Source organism: Kitasatospora sp. MAP12-44, from assembly GCF_029892095.1.
In the GTDB taxonomy this organism is placed as follows: Bacteria; Actinomycetota; Actinomycetes; order Streptomycetales; family Streptomycetaceae; genus Kitasatospora.
In genome coordinates this window covers 3,893,146-3,909,758 of the sequence record NZ_JARZAE010000004.1, presented here as the reverse complement: position 1 = coordinate 3,909,758, position 16,613 = coordinate 3,893,146, and the positions used below count along the sequence as shown (strand labels likewise).

Sequence of the window (16,613 nt, the reverse complement as noted above, 5' to 3'; positions counted from 1 at the left end):
GTCAGGGCCAGGAGACGGCAAACCGGGTGTGCTTCTTGTCGATGACAAGCCCCTCGGGAAGCTTGAACGCCTGGATGCGCGGCGCTGACATGCTGCTGACTGCAAGGCCCCGGTCATCGCGCTTGGTCACGATGGACTTGTCGGAGTAGACCTCCTCCAGTGGGGCTTCCGGGGCGAAGCGATGACGGTCCACGGTGCGGAAGGCCCGCTGCACTGGTGCGGTCCGGATCGCGTTCATGCGGCGGAGCTGGTCGATCAGAGCTGCCTTCAACGGCTCGACGGAAGTGACGGCACTGTCACTGACGGTGTTCATGCTGGGGAGCTTAGACATTGACGGTCCCGCAGGTGACCAATTCGAAAATCCGGAGCATTCAGAGGAGTTGAGCGGACGCGATGGCCTCCACTCCAACGGCCGGGCTCGTGAAGGTGGCCGGGGGCTGCCCGCGTTACCCGCCGAGCGGGACGTCGAGCAGGTGCTCCCAGCAGATCAAGTTCTCGCCGTTGTGCCACTGCGAGACCAGCGACAGCTTCTCGGCCCGCAGGACGACCGGGCCGCCCTCGATGTCGGACAACACGACCTTGAGTTGCGCCCGGTCAGCGAGTTCCGCGCCGGTCCCGGCGTAGGCGATGCTCAGGTGCGGCTGGTAGGCCGCGGGGGTAACCGGCACTCGGTCCCCGAGCACCGCGGCGTGGGCCTGCGAGGTCAGCTTCCACAGTCGCCGGGCGGGAGCGCCCGGGTGGCCAGCCCGCTCCAGAGCGACCCAGCCCACCCCCGGCCGCTCCAGGACTACGTCGAATGGGGCGATCTCGGCGGCATCGGCCCGGACCCGCTCGACGATGGCCGCCAGCTCGTCATCGCTCGTGTCCTGCTGGGGCCCGGCGTGCAGGACGGTAAGGTGCAGCCACTGCGGTGGGACGGCGTACAGTCCCGGCACGGTCAGCAGGTCCTCGTACGGCTCGATTAGCTGACGGGCGGTCTCCTCGTCCGGCAGGACATGCCAGTGCAGGTCCCGCCGGCCTGCGGGCCAGGCGTGGTGTTGACGGGCCTCGACGCCCGCGAAAAAGTTTTTCATGGCGAACGCTTCGCGGATGTGCGGCATGGTGAAGTACCTCTTTCGGAGTTGGGGACCAGCGGTCGCGGTCGTGGGGTGGTTCAGTGCGCGATGACGTCGACCCGGCGGTCCATGACCTCCACCAGGCCGCTGTACCGCCACAGGGAGTCCACCGGGAAGTGGTCGGAGCAGGCGCGGGTCTGCTCGTCGTCGATAGGGCCGGCTGACACCAGCACGGGCGCGAGCTCCTGGACGGTGTAGCCGCGGTCGATCGCCGACGCCTGCTCCTGGTCGCTGTCGTCGCCGTCCAGCGGCTCGGCGCGCTGGTCGCGCTTGTCCGGCCCCCAGCCCGCGGTGGGGCCGTCCGCGCCCTCCTGCCCCAGCTTCTGCGCGGCCCACAGGCCGACGTCAACCAGGCCGGCGTTGACCAGCCTCCGGTCGAAGAAGTCGTCGGGGACGAACTCCCCGTCAGCGGTCAGGCGTGAGCGGTTGGTTGCGAACGTCCGGTCGCGGACGCTCTGCAGATCACGAGGGTGGCGGTCCTTGCGGTAGGAATTGCAGTCGAACTCCGCGTAGCCCAACTCCCGGTCCTTGAACACCGACAGCACGAAGTCGGCCTCCATCTCGCGGATCGGCGCCGAGTAGTAGCAGGCGTGACCGGACAGCAGCAGGAGCCGGCGGTAGGACAGCGTCCCGTCGGGAAGCCGCAGCCGCACCGCGACGTTCGCCGGCGCCTGGTGCGGCGCCCCGGGATGCTGGTAGGTGCCGTCGTGGACGAACACGCCGTCGCGCTTGATGAGGATCAGATTGTGCTTCGGGCGCCGCATGTGCGGGGTCAGCACGTTCTCGTAGACGTCCATCCCCAGCGCCTCGGAGACCACCTCGGCGTCCGAAGGTATGCCCTTCTTCGGATCGCCGGGCTGCGCCTCCTGCCACAGGATGATCTCCGGCGCCGGGTCGAGGGACTGGATGAAGGCGATGGCCGAATCGCGGTGCCGGCCGTGCTGGACGTTCCAGCCCAGGATCCGGATCGTCTCCGGCGTCGTGCTGGTCGGACTGGTGCTGGTGTCGGACAACGTTGCTCCTTCGGTGATGGGTGTTGCTCGCGGGCAGGGATCGGGCCGCGCAGGGTTGACGATTTGGCGCAGACGAGACTGAGGGGCGGCGCGCGGGGCCCGCCCGCTCCGGGACGCGGATTGTCCCGCGGTGTCATGTGCGCCCGGTGGGCGCGACAGTGGCCGGTGATCACGACGGACGGCTCCTTGATGCGGCAGTCAGGGCAGTGGGCGGGCAGGGCGATGTCGCCAGCCGACGACCTTGAGGGGCGGTCAGGTCCGGTCGGCGGTGCGGGGGCGGCGCTGTCCGGGCAGGGGGGTGTTGTCGTACTGGCGGGCCTGGAGCAGGTAGGCGGTGCGGTAGCTGCCGCGCCCGGGCCAGTCCGGGTCCGGCTCGTTGGCCATGAGCTGGTCGTGGGTGCCCTGTTCGACGAGCTCGCCGCCATCGAGGACGTAGATCAGGTCGGCGGCGGCGCTGGCGGCCAGGCGGTGGGTGATCAGAACCACCGCCATGCCCTGTTCGGCCAGCGAGCGGATGCGGTCGAAGGCGGCGATCTCGGCGGCCGGGTCGAGAGCGGAGGTGGGCTCGTCGGCGATCACCAGGTGCGGGGGCCTCGCGTCGGTGCCGATGGTGGAGAACCGGAAGGCCGCTCGGCCGGTGCCGATCCTCTGCCACTGGCCGCCGGACAGCTCGACGCCTCCGGTGAAGCCCTTGGCCGCCATGGTGTCCCAGCCATTCGGCTGCTCGCCCAGCAGGGCTTCGAGCCCGGCGAAGTCGGCCGCGCCCTGCAGGGCTTGGCCGTCCTCGGCGTGTTCGGGGCGCCCAGCCGTGGTGTTGGCCCGGATGGTGAACGGCCAGCGGACGAAGTCCTGGGCGAACAGCACACACGAGTCGAACTGCTGGCGGCGGTCAGCGGTGCGGGTGTCCACGTCGTCCCACAGGATCCGGCCCTCGTCAGGCTGGTAGAGGCCAACGAGCATTTTGGCAATGGTGCTCTTGCCGGCGCCGTTGACGCCGACAAGGGCGACGACCTTGCCGCGGGGGATGACCAAGGACACGCTGCTCAGCGATGGTGAGGTGCGGCCGGCGTAGGTGAACGTCACCTTCTCCAGCCGGATCTCGGCAGGCCGCTGCGGCAGGTCGACGCCCCCGACTGGGATGGCCCGCTCGGCCGCAGCGGTACCGAGCCGCTCGAGGTCCCGCACGTACAACGACTCCTCGAACATTCGGTTCACACCGGTCAGCAGGGTCCCAACCGTCGCGGCACCACTGCGGATACCGACGATGACCGTGACAGCGCCAGCCATCGGCAGCCGGTGGGAGAGCACGAGCCAGCCCAGGAGGACGAAGGTGGCCAGCGAGGCGGCGCCGGACGCCGCCGAGGAGCCGGCCGAGGTCGCGGCCGCGGCCCCGGCTAGGCGCCGGCGCTCCCGCTCGGAGGTGCGCGCCATCTCCTCGTAGCACTCCAGCAGCCACCGACCCACCCCGTGGACCCGCAACTCGGCTGCGTTCTGCGTGGCGGTGACCTGCTGACAGATCAGGTTCGAGGCCCGAGCGTGCTGAAGCCAGGCCATCACCGAGGCGTGCCGGCGCCGGGCGGTGCGCACCGCACCCCAGGCCCGGGGCAGCGCGATCAGCACCAGCATCGGCAGCAGCGCCACATTCAGCGACAGGATCACCCCGGCCGTCGCCGTCATGGTCAGCATGGAGCCCAGCACGGAGACGGCCTCGCTGGTCAGGCGCCGCACCGAGTCCGCGCCGAAACGCGCGCTCTCCAGCGTCCGGGCGAACTCCGCGTCCTCCAGGGCGGCGAGCTCGACCGAGTCGGCGTGCCGCAACAGCGTCAGGGTGGTGATCCGCTCGACCTGGGGCTCCAGGACCGCCGCCGCCCACGTGGAGGCGGACGACAGCCAGCTCGCCGCACCGGTGGCCGCACCCGCGACCAGCAGCGGCACCAGCGCGCGGTGGAGACTCTGCGTGGCGCTGCCGCCGGCCAGCAGCTTGGCCAGCACCCGGTTGGTCGCCACCAGCGCAACCGCGGCGAAGGCGGCGCGCCCAACCTCGGCGCACACCACGCCGACCAGGGCCCGCCGGTCGGCCCGCCAGGCCAGGCGCCAGGCGAGCATCAGCATGGCCGGGATCTGCCGGGCGACGCGGCGCAGCGTGGCGTCAGCGGTGACGCTCTCGTGCCGGGTGAACCCGAAGTCGTAGCCGAACCTGGCTCCGAACAGACGGAGCTCGCCGGCCGAGGGCTGGAAATCGGGGCGGGGCTTGCGGCGTGGCCAGATCACTGGGCGGCTCCAGTACTCGTCGAAGGGCACAGGCAGGGTGGCGGGGCGCGAGCCGGGTTGGGCGGCGACCGGGCGAACCGGCCTCCTCCGGTCCCGTTACACCGCCATCGCGGTGACGCGATCGCGGAAGGCCCGCGGTGCGCTGGCGAGGGGCGGTCACAATGGCAGCACCCAGTGCAGGCCCGGGCCGCCGATGATCCGTTGCTCCTGGTCGGTCAGTTCCAGCCGGTAGGTGTCCGGTCGTCCGGCGGCGGTCCAGCGTTCGTGGACGTCCTCGGCGAGCTGCCACAGGTTGCGCGGGCCCCACTCGGTGACGGTGGCGCCGTCCGGGGCAATATGGGCGCGCGATCCGTCGGTGCCGACGAGCAGCACGCCCTCGTCGCCGTCCGGGTTCCAGAAGCGGCGGACCCCGGGCAGCAGGTGGCCGACAGCGACCCAGAAGCCGCGCTCGGTGTGCGGGGGCGGCGGCAGGACGGCCGTGCGTGTGGCGCCGTCGGCTGAGCGTTGCTCGGGTACGGGCAGCCAGCCGGCGCCTCGGGCCGGGACGTGCCCCCACAGTTCGGCGCTCAGCGTGCCCGAGAAGGCGCCGTCCTTGTCGCGTTCGATGAGGGCGGTGGCGTGCCAGCCGGGCGCGCCGGGGTTGACGGTCGTGCGCAGCAGCCCGCCCGGTGCCAGGTGTCGCAGCCAGCCGGCCGGGACGGCGGGCACGGAGAAACTGGCGGCGATCTTGTCCCAGGTGCCGTCGGGCAGGCCGCGCAGTGCGTCGCGGGCCAGAAGGCGCACGTCGGCGCCGATCTCGTGGAGCCTGGGCGTGGCCTGGCGCACCAGGTCGCGGTCGCACTCGACGCCGGTGACCTGGCGGCGGGTCAGTCGGTGGGCGGCCGCGGACAGGTAGCCCGTGCACGCGCCCAGTTCGAGGAACCGGTCGCCGTCCCCGACCCTCAGATCCTGCAGGGTGCGCGCGAGGAGCCCGGCGCCGGAGCTCTGGGCGGCCGGCCGGCCGGTGCAGATGGCGCCGACCGTGTGGTCGGCGGCCGGCTGGTCGGCGAGTTGGACGACCACCTGATCCATGGAGTAGACGAGCACCCGGTGCGCGGCCCGGTCCTCGTCGGAGTCCAGCAGCCGCCAGCGCGTCGCAGGCCGCTGCTCTCCCAGCGGCTGGTAGGCGCGCGGGATGAGGCGGTGGCGGGGCACGGCGGCCACCGCCGCAATGACCATCGGGTCGTGGACCCCGGGCTCCGCGGCCAGTGCGAGCGCGAAGCCGCTGGGCACCGCGTCGACGGTGGTGGTGTCCGCCCTCGCTGGGGCAGGCGGATCCTCGACGGCGTGCAGCGAAGGTGCTGTGCTTCTTGGTGTAGTGGTCATCCCGGTCTCCCGTCGGTGGATGTGGCGATGGTCAGGGACGCACGATGTGGGCCGGGATAGCGCTGCGCACCGCATCCAGGTCGGCGCGCGCCAGGGCATGGCCGGGCGGCGGTCGGCACGCCCCGCCGCGCGGCGAACTCGCACCTCCAGAGGTCCGGGCTGAAACGCTGCCCGCTGGGGTCGATCAGGACACGCGCTCGCCGCCGTCGGGGACGGGCCAACCCATCTCGCTGTACGGCACGCCGGCACGGATCGCGACCAGCGCGGCCCGGGTGTAGTCGACCAGCGGGTCGGGGAGCCGGTCGATGGGATGCCACTCCCAGCCCGCGCACTTGTGCGGCTCGGCCGCGCGGATCTGACCGGCCCAGGTGCGGACGGTGAAGAAGACCCCCAGCCGATCGCGGCCGTCGACCAGGTCGTGCAGGTGCAGGACGTGTGCCAGTTCCAGGTCGGTGGGGTCGATGGTGATGCCGAGTTCCTCAGCCGCCTCGCGCACGGCGCAAGCGGTCACCGATTCCCCCGGCTTCGCTTCCAAGTGTCCGGCGGGAAGATGGTATTGGCCCTGAGCGAACGTCGTGTTGAGACGGCGGCCCAGGAGGATGCTCGTGTCGTCGCAGAGGACGAGGTGCACGCCGATGATGTTGGAGTGGCGCCCGGCGTCCATGCGTTCCGCCTTGCTGTCGGCGTCGGACCGCAGGCTGCTCGGTGCGGGGGACTCGGCGATCTCAAGACCTGGTTCCACGAACACAACTCCCTCTCGTTGTAACGATCGGCACTCGTGCGAGCGCTGTGGGTCACCATCGCAGAAGGCGCTGACGCTCCCTCCCGGGAACAGGCTTGACGCTTGATCAGCGCTTCAGGCGTGAGTCCGCCTCCTGGTGGCACTGCCCGGTGCAGGCGCTGGAGGGTGTCGCTCGCCGCTAGGGCGTGGACGGCGGACTGCCGCCTACGCGCTCACCGCTCGACGACCCGGAACTCCGCGTGGTCGAACCGGTGCCCGTTGACCTGGATCGCGAGCTGGTAGGCCCCTGGGGTGAGCGCGGTGGTGGCGGTCGAGCGGAGCCGGTGGGTCTTGGCCAGGGTCATGGGCTGGTCGGGCGTCGCGGTGCCCTTCTTCAGTGCGTACACCTTCTGCCTGGGCTTGCCCGTGCTGGTGGTGCTGGAGATGACGTACATGACGTTCACTTCGACGGTGGTGGTGGCGGTGAGATCGGCCGTGAAGCTGAGGGCGTCGCCGTCGCGGAGCTCCGTGTGTTCGAGCCGGACGGAGCTCACGGCGACGGGGGCGTCAGCGGCGTAGCCGAGGAATCCGTACCCGGCCGGCCAGCCCTCCTTGAGCTTGGCCTTCAGCGCCTCGCGCGCGATGAAGGCGAACTCCTTGTCGGTGGCCGCCCCTTCGGTCTTCCACCTGGTCAGGGTGGCCAGGGCGAGATCCGGTTCGCTGCGGGAGATGTCGCGCAGGTGGTTGGCGACCGACGTGGTGACGAAGTGGCTGGTGTCGCCGTACAGCCGGTCGAGGATGGGCAGGGCCGTGCCGACGGGAAGGGTGATGCGCGGTGACCCGGGGAGCATGGGGCGGGTGGACTCGCTGGCCAGGCGGCGCACCCGGTAGTCGTCGTCAACGGTCCACTTCTCGACGGCGGCCATCGTCTGCTCGGGGAAGTCGTTCAGGAAGTACCTGGCGGCGTCCTCGGAGGAGAAGTACCGGGTGAAGGCGCGAAGCGCCTCGAGCGCCTGGTCCAGGTCCTCGGTGGTGCGGTGGTACCGGGCGACGTACGAGGAGTGCGGTGAGTAGATGTGAAAGCCGAAGTCGTTCGTGACGCCGGCGGCCTGCGGGGAGGACGGCAGGGAGTGCACCAGCGCGTCCAGCGCGGCGGGGCCGGTGACCGGCAGGTGCTCGTGCAGGCCGCGCGCGGTGCGGGCGATCCGCGCCTTCAACTCTAGTCGCGGAAGGTCGGACATCACGTCGGCGGTGAAGGCGTCCGCGTCGAACGCGGGCAGGACGGCCTGCACCTCCCGGCCGATCCGGGCGATCCGTTCGTCGTTCAACGCCCGTTCCTTGAGCGGTACTTGCGCGGTCATGGCGACACCTTAATGACTCTCGGCCGCCGATCCGGCCGTTTGTGCGGGGATTCCCCCGTCAGGGGTACCGGGGCGGCGTGTCGGCTAGCGGACGGCGGTGCGCAGCAGCAGCCGCTGGTGGCGGGCGCTGTCGCACGGGGACGCGGTGTGCAGGAGGGCGTGGTTGTCCCAGACGACCAGGTCGCCCGTCGACCAGCGGTGGGTGTGGACGTAGGGCGAGCTGGTGGCGTGCGCCAGCAGCTCGGCCAGCAGTCGGCTGCTCTCCTCCTCGGCCAGGCCGACGACGTGCCTGACGACCATGGAGCCGACCAGGAGCGAGCGGGCGCCGGTGACCGGATGGGCAGGCGCGAGCGGGTGCTCGACCTCGGCCCGGTCGGTGAGCGTGCCGGCCTGGGCGGAGGAATGGCCGCCGGCGGCCTGGGCCTGGCGGGCCCCGAGTTGCTGGATCGAGTGGACGGCCCGCAGCCGCTCGATGCGCGCCCTCAGATCCGCGGGCAGGTCGGCGTAGGCACGGGTGGCGTCGGCGAACCGCGTCTCGCCTCCGCGCTCGGGTGTGATGACCGAGTACAGGAGCGTCGCCCGGTTCAGCTCCGGCTTGAAGGAGTTGTCGGCATGCCACTCCTCCTCGTTGTCGCCGTCGTAGATACCGACGCGCACCCCGTCCTCGGCGATGTTCGACACCACCGTGATCCCGGTGAAGCCGCCGACGGCGTAGCGGCGGTCGGTGTCGGCGTCGACCGGTCCGAAGTGGGCGCTCGCGGCGAGGAGGTCGGCGTGGTTGAGGTGCTGGCCGGGGAAGACCAGCAGCCGGTGGCGGTGAAGAGCACCGGTCAGGGCTGCCGCCAGTGAAGGCTCGCGGCTTCGGGCCAGGTCGAGGTCCACCGTGGCGCCGAAGCTGGCGGCCAGCGGGCTGATTGGGAGATCCATCGTGCGTCCTCCTCGTGAATCGGCCGGGGCTCAGAACCGGGGGGACTGCAGGAACGGGCGGATGCCGCGGATGCCAGCTGCGGCCGCGCACAGCCGCTCGATGCCGATGCCCAGTCCGCTGGTTGCGGCCGGCACCAGGCCCGCGTCGATCGCCTCCCACGCCAATCGCTGCTCGTCGTCGTAGAGGCCCACCGCCTTGGCACGCTCGGCGAACGCGACCTGGTCGCGCTCGTCCGCGTAGCCGTGGACGACCTCGATGCCGTCGACGATGAGCTCGAACCGCTCCAGGACGGCGGCGGTGCCGGGGGCCAGACGCGCGCACGGCTCGTCCCCGCCGAGCGGGTACTCGGTCAAGAACACCGCGGCGCCGGTGCTACTCGTCTCCAACTCCCGTTCGATGTACTGCCCGAGGACGTCCTGGAACGGCACGTCCGGTCCGGCGCCCAGACGGGCGGCCATCCGCTGCGGCAGGTCCCCGATCGGCTCGTGGTGCAGGTCGACGCCGAAGGCGTCGCGGATGTGGTCCGCCACGGACACCCGCACCGGCGTGTAGGGCAGGTGCGGGCCCACCAGGCGCCAGGCCAGTTCGATCAGGCCCTCGAAGCTCTGGTCGGCCGCGTACAGGTCGAGCATCGTGAACTCGCTCGCGTGGAGGTCGTCCGGCTTCTCCGGCCGGAAGCAGGGCCCGATCTCGAACACCTTCTTGCGGTCCGGGCTGAGGGTCACGCGCAGAGCCGGTCCGATCATCGCGCGCAGGAAGCGGCCGCCGTCCAGGTCGGCCGTTACGCGGCGCCCAGCTCCGAGGTCGGCGCGGCGCGCGACGGGGGTGACCAGCTCGATGAAGCCTTCGTCGCGCAGCGTGTCGCGCAGGCTGAACAGGACGTGTGACTTCTGGCCGATCGGGTCGCTCAGTGCGGGCATGGAGTCTTCCTCAACTCTCTTCTGCGAAACCAAGGTTGGTCGGAAGCGCGCGGGTGCCGGCGGCCCCGGGCCCGTCGGCGGGCCTCAAGTTAGCCGTCGGCGCTGGCCAGTAGAAGGCCGCCGGCGCCCAGATCCGCCGTGCGGCGTGTCGTGGTGGCCCGAATCGGAGAGTTGCATCGGCGTCTGCGCAGGTCACTGGGCATATGGGCGCAACGGCGGCGCAACGGCCCGACGCACTTGACGCAACGTCAGAAGGCATTGCCGGACGTTCGGCGGCGCCCTAGCGTGATGGCACAGCCACCCGGCGCGACGGTCACGTGGATGCCTCACCGGGGGCGGCTCGTAGCTTCGGCTGCGGCTGTCTTCATGGCGTACGCGGCGCCTGGCCGGCTTCTGCGAACCGTTGACATTTGCCGGCTCGCAATCACCTTCATCACCTACGGACGCCGCGGGATCCCCGCGGCTGAAGGGAGTACCGCTGTGGCTACCTCTCTGAAGTACGGCATGCGGCCCGGCGCCGCGAAGCTCGGCATGCGGCCGGGCGCCGCGAAGCTCGGCATGCGGCCGGGCGCCGCGAAGCTCGGCATGCGGCCCGGGGCCGTCGTCGCCAAGTTCGGCATGCGGCCGGGCGGCGTGAAGCTCGGCATGCGCCCGGGTGCCGCGAAGCTCGGCATGCGGCCGGGCGTGCTCGCCGCCGCCTGATCCTGACCGCTCGTCTTCGCTTCGGTGCGTCCGGGTGTCCGCCGCTCGTTGAGCGGGTACCCGGCGCGCCGGAGCGGGGAGCAGTGCTCACCACCTTTTCGTGATGTCCGCTTTGAGAGTCGGCTCGGAGGATCTGATGGGCAGCCCCGCCCTGCGTTCAGCGCGTCGGCGCGCAGTAGTTCAGGGCCGGTCGCGTAACGGGACCGGCGCGTCCGGGCCCGTTCGGAGGGCTCTGGGGCCGGAGCTGATCGGGGAGCTGGAGCAGCTGTGCGGCCGCCCGACGGTCGGGCTGTTCGACGTCTGCCAGGACGTCGCCGCGATCGTGGTCGCGGCGGTGCTCGGCAGTCTGATCGGGCATGTCCTGGGTCCGGCGCTGGCCGTCCTCTATATCGGGGTCCGGCAGCGGCACTTGTCGAACCTGGCACACGAGTGCGTGCACTCGAAGCTGCTGGCCACCCGCCGGGGCAACCGGCTGGTCGGGCACCTGCTGACCGGGATGCTCGGGGAGGGCCTGCGGCCCTACCGGGTCACCCACGCGGTGCACCACGCGCGCTTGGGGTCGGACGAGGACCCGATGTTCCAGTCCTACCGGGCGGGCGACATCCGCGCGGCCGGGCCGGCACCGAGCAGGCGCTCCTTCGTTCTTCGGGTGATCGTGCGGGGCGCCGTGTGGCGGCTGCCGAAGGCGGCGCTGCGGGTCCTGCTCACCAAGGCACCTCAGGAGAGCTGGCGGGCACCGGCCGCCCGGGCCGCACTGTGGGCGACCGTGGCTGCGGTGTGCTGGCCCTTCGACGCCGACGGCGCGCTCGGGTTGTACTGGTTCGTGCCGCTCGTGTTCGTCCGGCCGGTCGTCACCTGGATCACCGATCTCGGCAACCACGCCGGCCTGATCGAGCACTCGGACGTTCTCCTGCAGACCCGTGGCTGGTCCTCGCACTGGCTCACCCGGCACCTGCTGGGCGGCCACCTCGACGACATGCACCACCCGATCCACCACTGGTGCCCGCAGATCCCCTGGCGGCGGCTCCCGGAAGCCGCCGGCATCGCGGCCCGACACCTGGACCGGTGGCAGGAGGTGCCCTGGAGTTCGGGGTACTTCTTCCGCCGCCGCTCCACCCCCGAGGTGCCGTGCGTGATCGAGGACATCATCGCGCGCCTCACCACGGCGGACCGGGCCGCGGTGACGGACACCAGCCGCGCCGCCGCCTGAGCGACCTTCCCGTCCCATCCACTGGCCGGCACCGCGCCGCCCGGGCGGCACGACCTGCCCGGGCGCCGCCCACCGGGGCACCGGCCCCGCCGCCGAGGAGGCGGCATTCCATGACCCAGACCAAGACCACCGCCACCGGCGGCGTGAGCAGCTTCGACGAGTGGTCGCCGCTGCGCGAGGTCGTCGTCGGCCGCGCCGAGCACTACACGGCGCACGACGTCGATCCGTCCTGGAGCCTCTTCTACTTCGAGAACGTCGCCCCGACCATCGCGGGCGGCACCGGCCGGGGCCTGCTGCCGATCCCGCAGCAGCTGGTCGACGAGCTCAACGAGGACATCGCGGGCCTGGCCGACGCGCTGACCGCCGGCGGGGTCCGTGTCCTGCGGCCCGCGGCGCCGGGCAAGGACGTCGACATCGCCTCCCCCTCGTGGACCGCCCGCGCGACCCCGCCGCTGAACGTGCGCGACAACGCGGTCATCCTCGGCACGACCATCGTGGAGACCGCGCCGCACATCCGCAGCCGAGTCTTCGAGAACGACCACCTCAAGGCGATCTTCAACGACTACTACGCCAAGGGCGCGAACTGGCTGAGCATGCCCCGGCCCGCGCTCGCCGCCGGCTCCCTCGACACCGCCTACTTCGACAAACTGGGCATCGACGTCTCCCGCGCCATGGACGGCGACAGCGCCCAGGCCATCGACGGCCTGGGCCTGGAGATGGTGTTCGACGGGGCGCAGTGCACCCGCCTGGGCCGCGACGTGCTCGTCAACGTCGCCAACCACAACCACGCACTCGCCTTCCGCTGGCTGTGCGACAACTTCCCGCGGCTGCGCTTCCACCGCCTCGACGCGATGGCGGACAACCACACCGACAGCATCGTCGTCCCGCTGCGCCCGGGCCTGATGCTGCTGCGCTCCCCGGAATACCTGCGCTATCTGCCCAAGGCGATGCAGGCATGGGAGGCGATCTACCCACCGCGCACCGCCGTGCCCGAGCCGGACTACAGCGACTTCGGGTACGTCGTCCCGACCGCCTCGCGGTACATCGACATCAACGTCCTGTCGATCGGCCCGGACACCGTGGTCGTCAACTCGCTCTACCCCGAGCTGGTCGAACTCCTGGAGCAGCGCGGCTTCACCGTGGTGCCGGTCCGGCACCGGCACCGCAGGTTGTTCGGCGGCGGCTTCCACTGCTTCACCCTCGACACCGTCCGCGACGGCGGCTGCGAGGACTACCTGAGCTGACTCGGCCAGCAGCCGGCACACCCCACTGATCCACCCCCGCCCAGCCCGGGGCCGCACCACGCGGCCCCCGATGTGAGGAGACACCCAGTGAGCAGCGGAACCTGGCCCCCCGGCCCCGGATTCTGGACCGACGAACTCCCCGCCGCAACGAAGAACATGACGGCGCCGTACCTGTTCAAGGGCATCGTGCCCGCCTCCGCGGCCAACGCCGAGGCCGTCCTGGACGCCTTCGCGCAGATCCGCCGCGCGCACGCCGCCGGCACCGCGATCACGGCGGACGCCCGGGTCTACGTCGGAGAGGAGCTGCGCGAGGACCTGCTGGCCACTGTGCTGGGCGCACCGGCCTGGCTGCAGGGAGGCTTCGTCGAGTGGATGCAGAGCCTGGCCGGCGCCGAGCGGTTCAGCCTGGTCCTCAACCACCTGGAGACCGTCAGCCCGGTACTGGCCGCGGGCCTGGGCGAGTTCCTGGGCGCGCTCATGGAAGGGTGGGGCGTTCCGGCGGGCGGAGCCGAGCAGGTCGCCTTCGTCGGCAACTACTCCGGCACCGCGTTCGGGGTCCACGAGGGCTACGAGAACGCGTTCCTCACCCACTACGGTCCCGGCGTCAAGGACTTCTACTGCTGGCCGGCCGAGGAGTACCAGAAGCTGACCGGCGGCAGCGACCCGCTGTACGGCGACTACGAGTGGCTCCTGGAGCACGGCGAGCACTTCGTCCTCGAGCCGGGCGACGCCCTGTTCCTGCCCGAGCGTGTGTTCCACGTCGGCCGGCAGGATCAGTTTTCCGTCTCCGTGGCCGTGCCGCTCTACACCCTCCCGTATGCGGCCGTCGTCCGCGACTTCGTCCTGCCCGACCTGTTCGCCTCCCTTCTGGAGAGCGGGCCCGACACCGAGCTCGGCCGGCCCTCCGCGATGGCAGCGCTCACCGGCGGCGGCGCGCAGCTGGCCGAGCGCCTGGGAGACCTCACCACCCGGACGCTCACCAACGCAGCCACGCAGGCCGCCGCCGCTGCTGAGCAGCACGTCCGCCAGCGGTGGAACACCATTTTGAGCAACGGCGGCTGGGAGCTGTCGGAGGAGGACCTCGCCCGCATCGACGCGGCCGCCGCGTTCGACCCCGAGCATGTCACCCCCGGTGCCAAGGTGTCCGTCATCGCGCCCTACCGGCTGCTCGTCACCGGCCGGCAGGCGTTCCTGCGGGGCTGCGAGGTGGAGGCCGACCCGGCCGTCCTGACCGCCGGCCTCGTCGCGGCCCTCAATGCCAGGCCCCTCACCCTGCCCACCGACGAGAACGTCCTGGCCGCCGTCCGGGCGCTCGGCGCCACCGGCGGCCTGGCCCTGACCGCCCGCCCCGCCGACAAGGAGAGCGCCGCATGACGACCGAGACCACTTCAACCCTCGACCTCGACAAGCTCCCCAGCACCTCCCTGGTGGAGGAGTACTTCAACGCGGTCCCGGAGACCCGAAGCTTCATCAACGCCACCCTGCTCGGCAAGCAGACCTCCGGCGACACCCTCGTCGACAAGCACCTCACCCCGATGATCGACTGGGTCTACCGGCAGATCCACCAGCTCGTCGACCCGGCCAACCTCACCTTGGCCCAGGCGCGGATGTACATCGCGGAGCTGGCCGTCTTCGCCCGCTACAACGCCCAGTTCCTGCGCACCGCCGCCAACACCGTGGACGGCGCCTGCCCGGCGCTGGCCCATGAGCTGCGCCGTAACTTCCTGGAGGAGGGCGGCGAGCCCGGCAAGGTGGCCGCCCACTACATCCTGTACACGAACGCGCTGCTCAGCGACCTCGGCCTGCTCGTCAACGGCCACGTCCCGGCGACCGAGACCACCACGCTCATCGTGCTGCACGACGTGATGGTCAACTCCCATATGCCCGGGGTGATCGCCGGCGGCTACTACGCCACCGAGGGCGTGGCGGTCGTGGAGACCGAGATCCTGCGGGACATCACCAACCGCTACGGCGAGCTGACGAACGAGGCCACCGGCGCCGACCTCCCGGCGCTGCACTACTACTACGAGCTGCACCTCGACGAGGGGCACGAGGCCGCCCAGGGCGGGCTCAGCGTCGAAGCCGCTCACATCGAGGGCCTCGCCCGGTTCATCCGCGAGAGTGACCTTCACAACCTCGACCTGCCGCAGATCACCGAGGGCTACCTGCAGATCTTCAACGCGATGGCACACTGGTGGACCCAACTGGCCTACCGTGCAAGGAATATGAACTGATGTCCGAAACCGTCCCCGCCACCGAGGTTCGCTCCGGCGGCTGCCTGTGCAAGAAGATCAGGTTCACCGTCACCGGCGCACCTGACGATCCGCACATCTGCCCGTGCAGCCACTGCCAGAAGCGGGCCGGCGGGCCCCTCCAGTGGTGGGTCGGCTTCCCCCTGGCGGGGCTGTCCTGGACCGGCGACGGCGAGCTGACCTGGTACGACACCCACCCCGAAAAGACCCGGCGGGGGTTCTGCCCCGTCTGCGGCAGCCACATCGCCGCCCAGGACTACGGCGACGACAACGTCATCGGCATCAACACCACCGCGCTGGACGACCACGAGGACGACCCCAGCCTCGTCCCCGTCAACCTGAACCGCCTCGCGGACGCGCCCCCCTGGCTCGCGCAGGCCCCGGACACACAGCACGCCACCGTCGGCTGACGCCGGCGGGCCACCCCGGGGGCGGGCGCACCCGACAGCGCCCGCCCCCGGGGCCGTGCCCAAAGGGGCCGTGCCGGAACCGCCTCCGCCCGTGCACGACGACCGCCGCACCCCCACCCCCGGGGACACCGCGGCCCGCCCCCCGACACAGCACTGATGGAGGCCCCGTGCCCACCCCTGCCCACGCTGCCACCGAGTACGGCATGCTGCGGCGCGTCGCCATGCGCCATGCCGCCGACTTCACCCGCCCCCTCGCCGGACCCGACGTCAACCCCGTCCTCGAGCGGCAGATGGCAACCAGCACCTGGGCCACCTACGAGGCCGCGGCAGTCCGCGCGCAGCAGGACACCCTGATCACCCTGCTGCGCGAGCGCGGCACCGAGGTGGTCCTGCTTCCCCTGGCCCCGGGCTGCTCCACCCAGCACTACCCCCGCGACGTCGGCTTCGCCGTCGACCACGTCCTCTTCCGCGCCCGCCTGAACTCCAAGCACCGCCTGCCCGAGGCCGACGCTCTCGCCGACCCGGCGACCGGCGTGCCGAACGTCGCCCATCTGCACGACGGCACGATCGAGGGCGGCGACGTCATGCTCCACGACCGGTGCGTGCTGGTCGGTCTGAGCGAGGAGACCTCCGCCGACGGCGCCGCCGGCCTGCAGGCGGCCCTCGAACGGCACGGCATCGACCGCGAAGTCGTGCCCGTCCACTTCGCGACCGCGGGAATCGTCCACCTCGACGACCACTTCACCATCGTCGCGCCCGGCACCGCCCTCATGCACCGCGGCGTCTTCCCGCCGGACCAGATCCGCTGGTTCCAGGCGCGCTTCGACCTGATCGACGTCACCGACGACGAGGCGCTGGCCGTGCAGGTCAACGTCCTGGCGATCGCGCCCGGCACGGTCGTCGTCGCGGCCGGCAGCGACCGCATCGCCGCCCAGCTGGCGGCGCGCGGGATCGAGGTCCTCACCGTCGACTACTCCGAGGTCACCCGGATCCCCGGGTCGCTGCGCTGCACCACCCTGCCGCTCAACCGGAGCTGACTCACTCCCGGTGCCGGCCAGCGGCTGCGCCGCGCCAACACCGCCTCCGTCCCCCCGCCCGGCG

16 protein-coding genes are annotated in these 16,613 nt (G+C 71.4%); 7 read left to right on the top strand and 9 right to left on the bottom strand.

Annotated elements, in window-relative coordinates; all coding sequences use genetic code 11:
* Position 1 precedes the first annotated feature (1 nt).
* From P3T34_RS18280 to P3T34_RS18240, 9 genes are all read right to left on the bottom strand, one after another.
* A complete protein-coding gene (locus P3T34_RS18280) occupies positions 2 to 313 on the bottom strand; it encodes a hypothetical protein (protein ID WP_280667102.1) in 312 nt (103 codons plus the stop codon).
* Between the two features lie 133 nt (positions 314 to 446).
* Positions 447 to 1,073, bottom strand: coding sequence for a 2'-5' RNA ligase family protein (locus tag P3T34_RS18275; RefSeq protein ID WP_280667101.1), 627 nt, complete (start codon positions 1,071 to 1,073; stop codon positions 447 to 449).
* A gap of 80 nt (positions 1,074 to 1,153) precedes the next feature.
* The gene (locus tag P3T34_RS18270) at positions 1,154 to 2,128 is read right to left on the bottom strand and encodes a hypothetical protein (RefSeq protein WP_280667100.1); all 975 of its coding nucleotides are present in this window, start codon (positions 2,126 to 2,128) and stop codon (positions 1,154 to 1,156) included.
* 252 nt (positions 2,129 to 2,380) lie between these two features.
* On the bottom strand, positions 2,381 to 4,399 hold the full coding sequence (locus tag P3T34_RS18265; RefSeq protein WP_280667099.1) for an ABC transporter ATP-binding protein: 2,019 nt from the start codon (positions 4,397 to 4,399) through the stop codon (positions 2,381 to 2,383).
* A 156-nt stretch (positions 4,400 to 4,555) separates the two neighbouring features.
* The gene (locus P3T34_RS18260) at positions 4,556 to 5,764 is read right to left on the bottom strand and encodes a methyltransferase domain-containing protein (protein ID WP_280667098.1); all 1,209 of its coding nucleotides are present in this window, start codon (positions 5,762 to 5,764) and stop codon (positions 4,556 to 4,558) included.
* 184 nt (positions 5,765 to 5,948) lie between these two features.
* On the bottom strand, positions 5,949 to 6,506 hold the full coding sequence (locus P3T34_RS18255; protein ID WP_280667097.1) for an NUDIX domain-containing protein: 558 nt from the start codon (positions 6,504 to 6,506) through the stop codon (positions 5,949 to 5,951).
* A gap of 212 nt (positions 6,507 to 6,718) precedes the next feature.
* The gene (locus P3T34_RS18250) at positions 6,719 to 7,846 is read right to left on the bottom strand and encodes a DNA alkylation repair protein (protein WP_280667096.1); all 1,128 of its coding nucleotides are present in this window, start codon (positions 7,844 to 7,846) and stop codon (positions 6,719 to 6,721) included.
* 84 nt (positions 7,847 to 7,930) lie between these two features.
* Positions 7,931 to 8,773, bottom strand: a complete 843-nt coding sequence (locus P3T34_RS18245) for a TauD/TfdA family dioxygenase (protein ID WP_280667095.1) — start codon at positions 8,771 to 8,773, stop codon at positions 7,931 to 7,933.
* Positions 8,774 to 8,803: 30 nt separating this feature from the next.
* Positions 8,804 to 9,694 carry an amino acid--tRNA ligase-related protein gene (locus tag P3T34_RS18240; RefSeq protein WP_280667094.1) on the bottom strand — a complete coding sequence of 297 codons (891 nt, stop codon included), beginning with the start codon at positions 9,692 to 9,694 and terminating at the stop codon, positions 8,804 to 8,806.
* Positions 9,695 to 10,174: 480 nt separating this feature from the next.
* On the opposite strand from P3T34_RS18240, the gene P3T34_RS18235 reads away from it, so the two are divergent.
* From P3T34_RS18235 to P3T34_RS18205, 7 genes are all read left to right on the top strand, one after another.
* Positions 10,175 to 10,396 carry a hypothetical protein gene (locus P3T34_RS18235; protein WP_280667093.1) on the top strand — a complete coding sequence of 74 codons (222 nt, stop codon included), beginning with the start codon at positions 10,175 to 10,177 and terminating at the stop codon, positions 10,394 to 10,396.
* Between the two features lie 103 nt (positions 10,397 to 10,499).
* Positions 10,500 to 11,606, top strand: a complete 1,107-nt coding sequence (locus P3T34_RS18230) for a fatty acid desaturase (protein ID WP_280667092.1) — start codon at positions 10,500 to 10,502, stop codon at positions 11,604 to 11,606.
* A 110-nt stretch (positions 11,607 to 11,716) separates the two neighbouring features.
* Positions 11,717 to 12,850 (top strand): inosamine-phosphate amidinotransferase 1, encoded by a 1,134-nt coding sequence (locus P3T34_RS18225; RefSeq protein ID WP_280667091.1) that lies wholly within the window; start codon positions 11,717 to 11,719, stop codon positions 12,848 to 12,850.
* Between the two features lie 87 nt (positions 12,851 to 12,937).
* Positions 12,938 to 14,224, top strand: coding sequence for a cupin domain-containing protein (locus tag P3T34_RS18220; protein ID WP_280667090.1), 1,287 nt, complete (start codon positions 12,938 to 12,940; stop codon positions 14,222 to 14,224).
* Positions 14,221 to 15,084: a DUF3865 domain-containing protein gene (locus P3T34_RS18215; protein ID WP_280667089.1), complete on the top strand. Its 864-nt coding sequence runs from the start codon at positions 14,221 to 14,223 to the stop codon at positions 15,082 to 15,084. Before P3T34_RS18220 ends, P3T34_RS18215 begins: the two co-directional genes overlap by 4 nt.
* The gene (locus P3T34_RS18210) at positions 15,084 to 15,512 is read left to right on the top strand and encodes a GFA family protein (protein ID WP_280667088.1); all 429 of its coding nucleotides are present in this window, start codon (positions 15,084 to 15,086) and stop codon (positions 15,510 to 15,512) included. Before P3T34_RS18215 ends, P3T34_RS18210 begins: the two co-directional genes overlap by 1 nt.
* 167 nt (positions 15,513 to 15,679) lie before the next feature.
* Positions 15,680 to 16,549 carry an arginine deiminase family protein gene (locus tag P3T34_RS18205; RefSeq protein ID WP_280667087.1) on the top strand — a complete coding sequence of 290 codons (870 nt, stop codon included), beginning with the start codon at positions 15,680 to 15,682 and terminating at the stop codon, positions 16,547 to 16,549.
* The last annotated feature ends 64 nt before the right edge of the window (positions 16,550 to 16,613 follow it).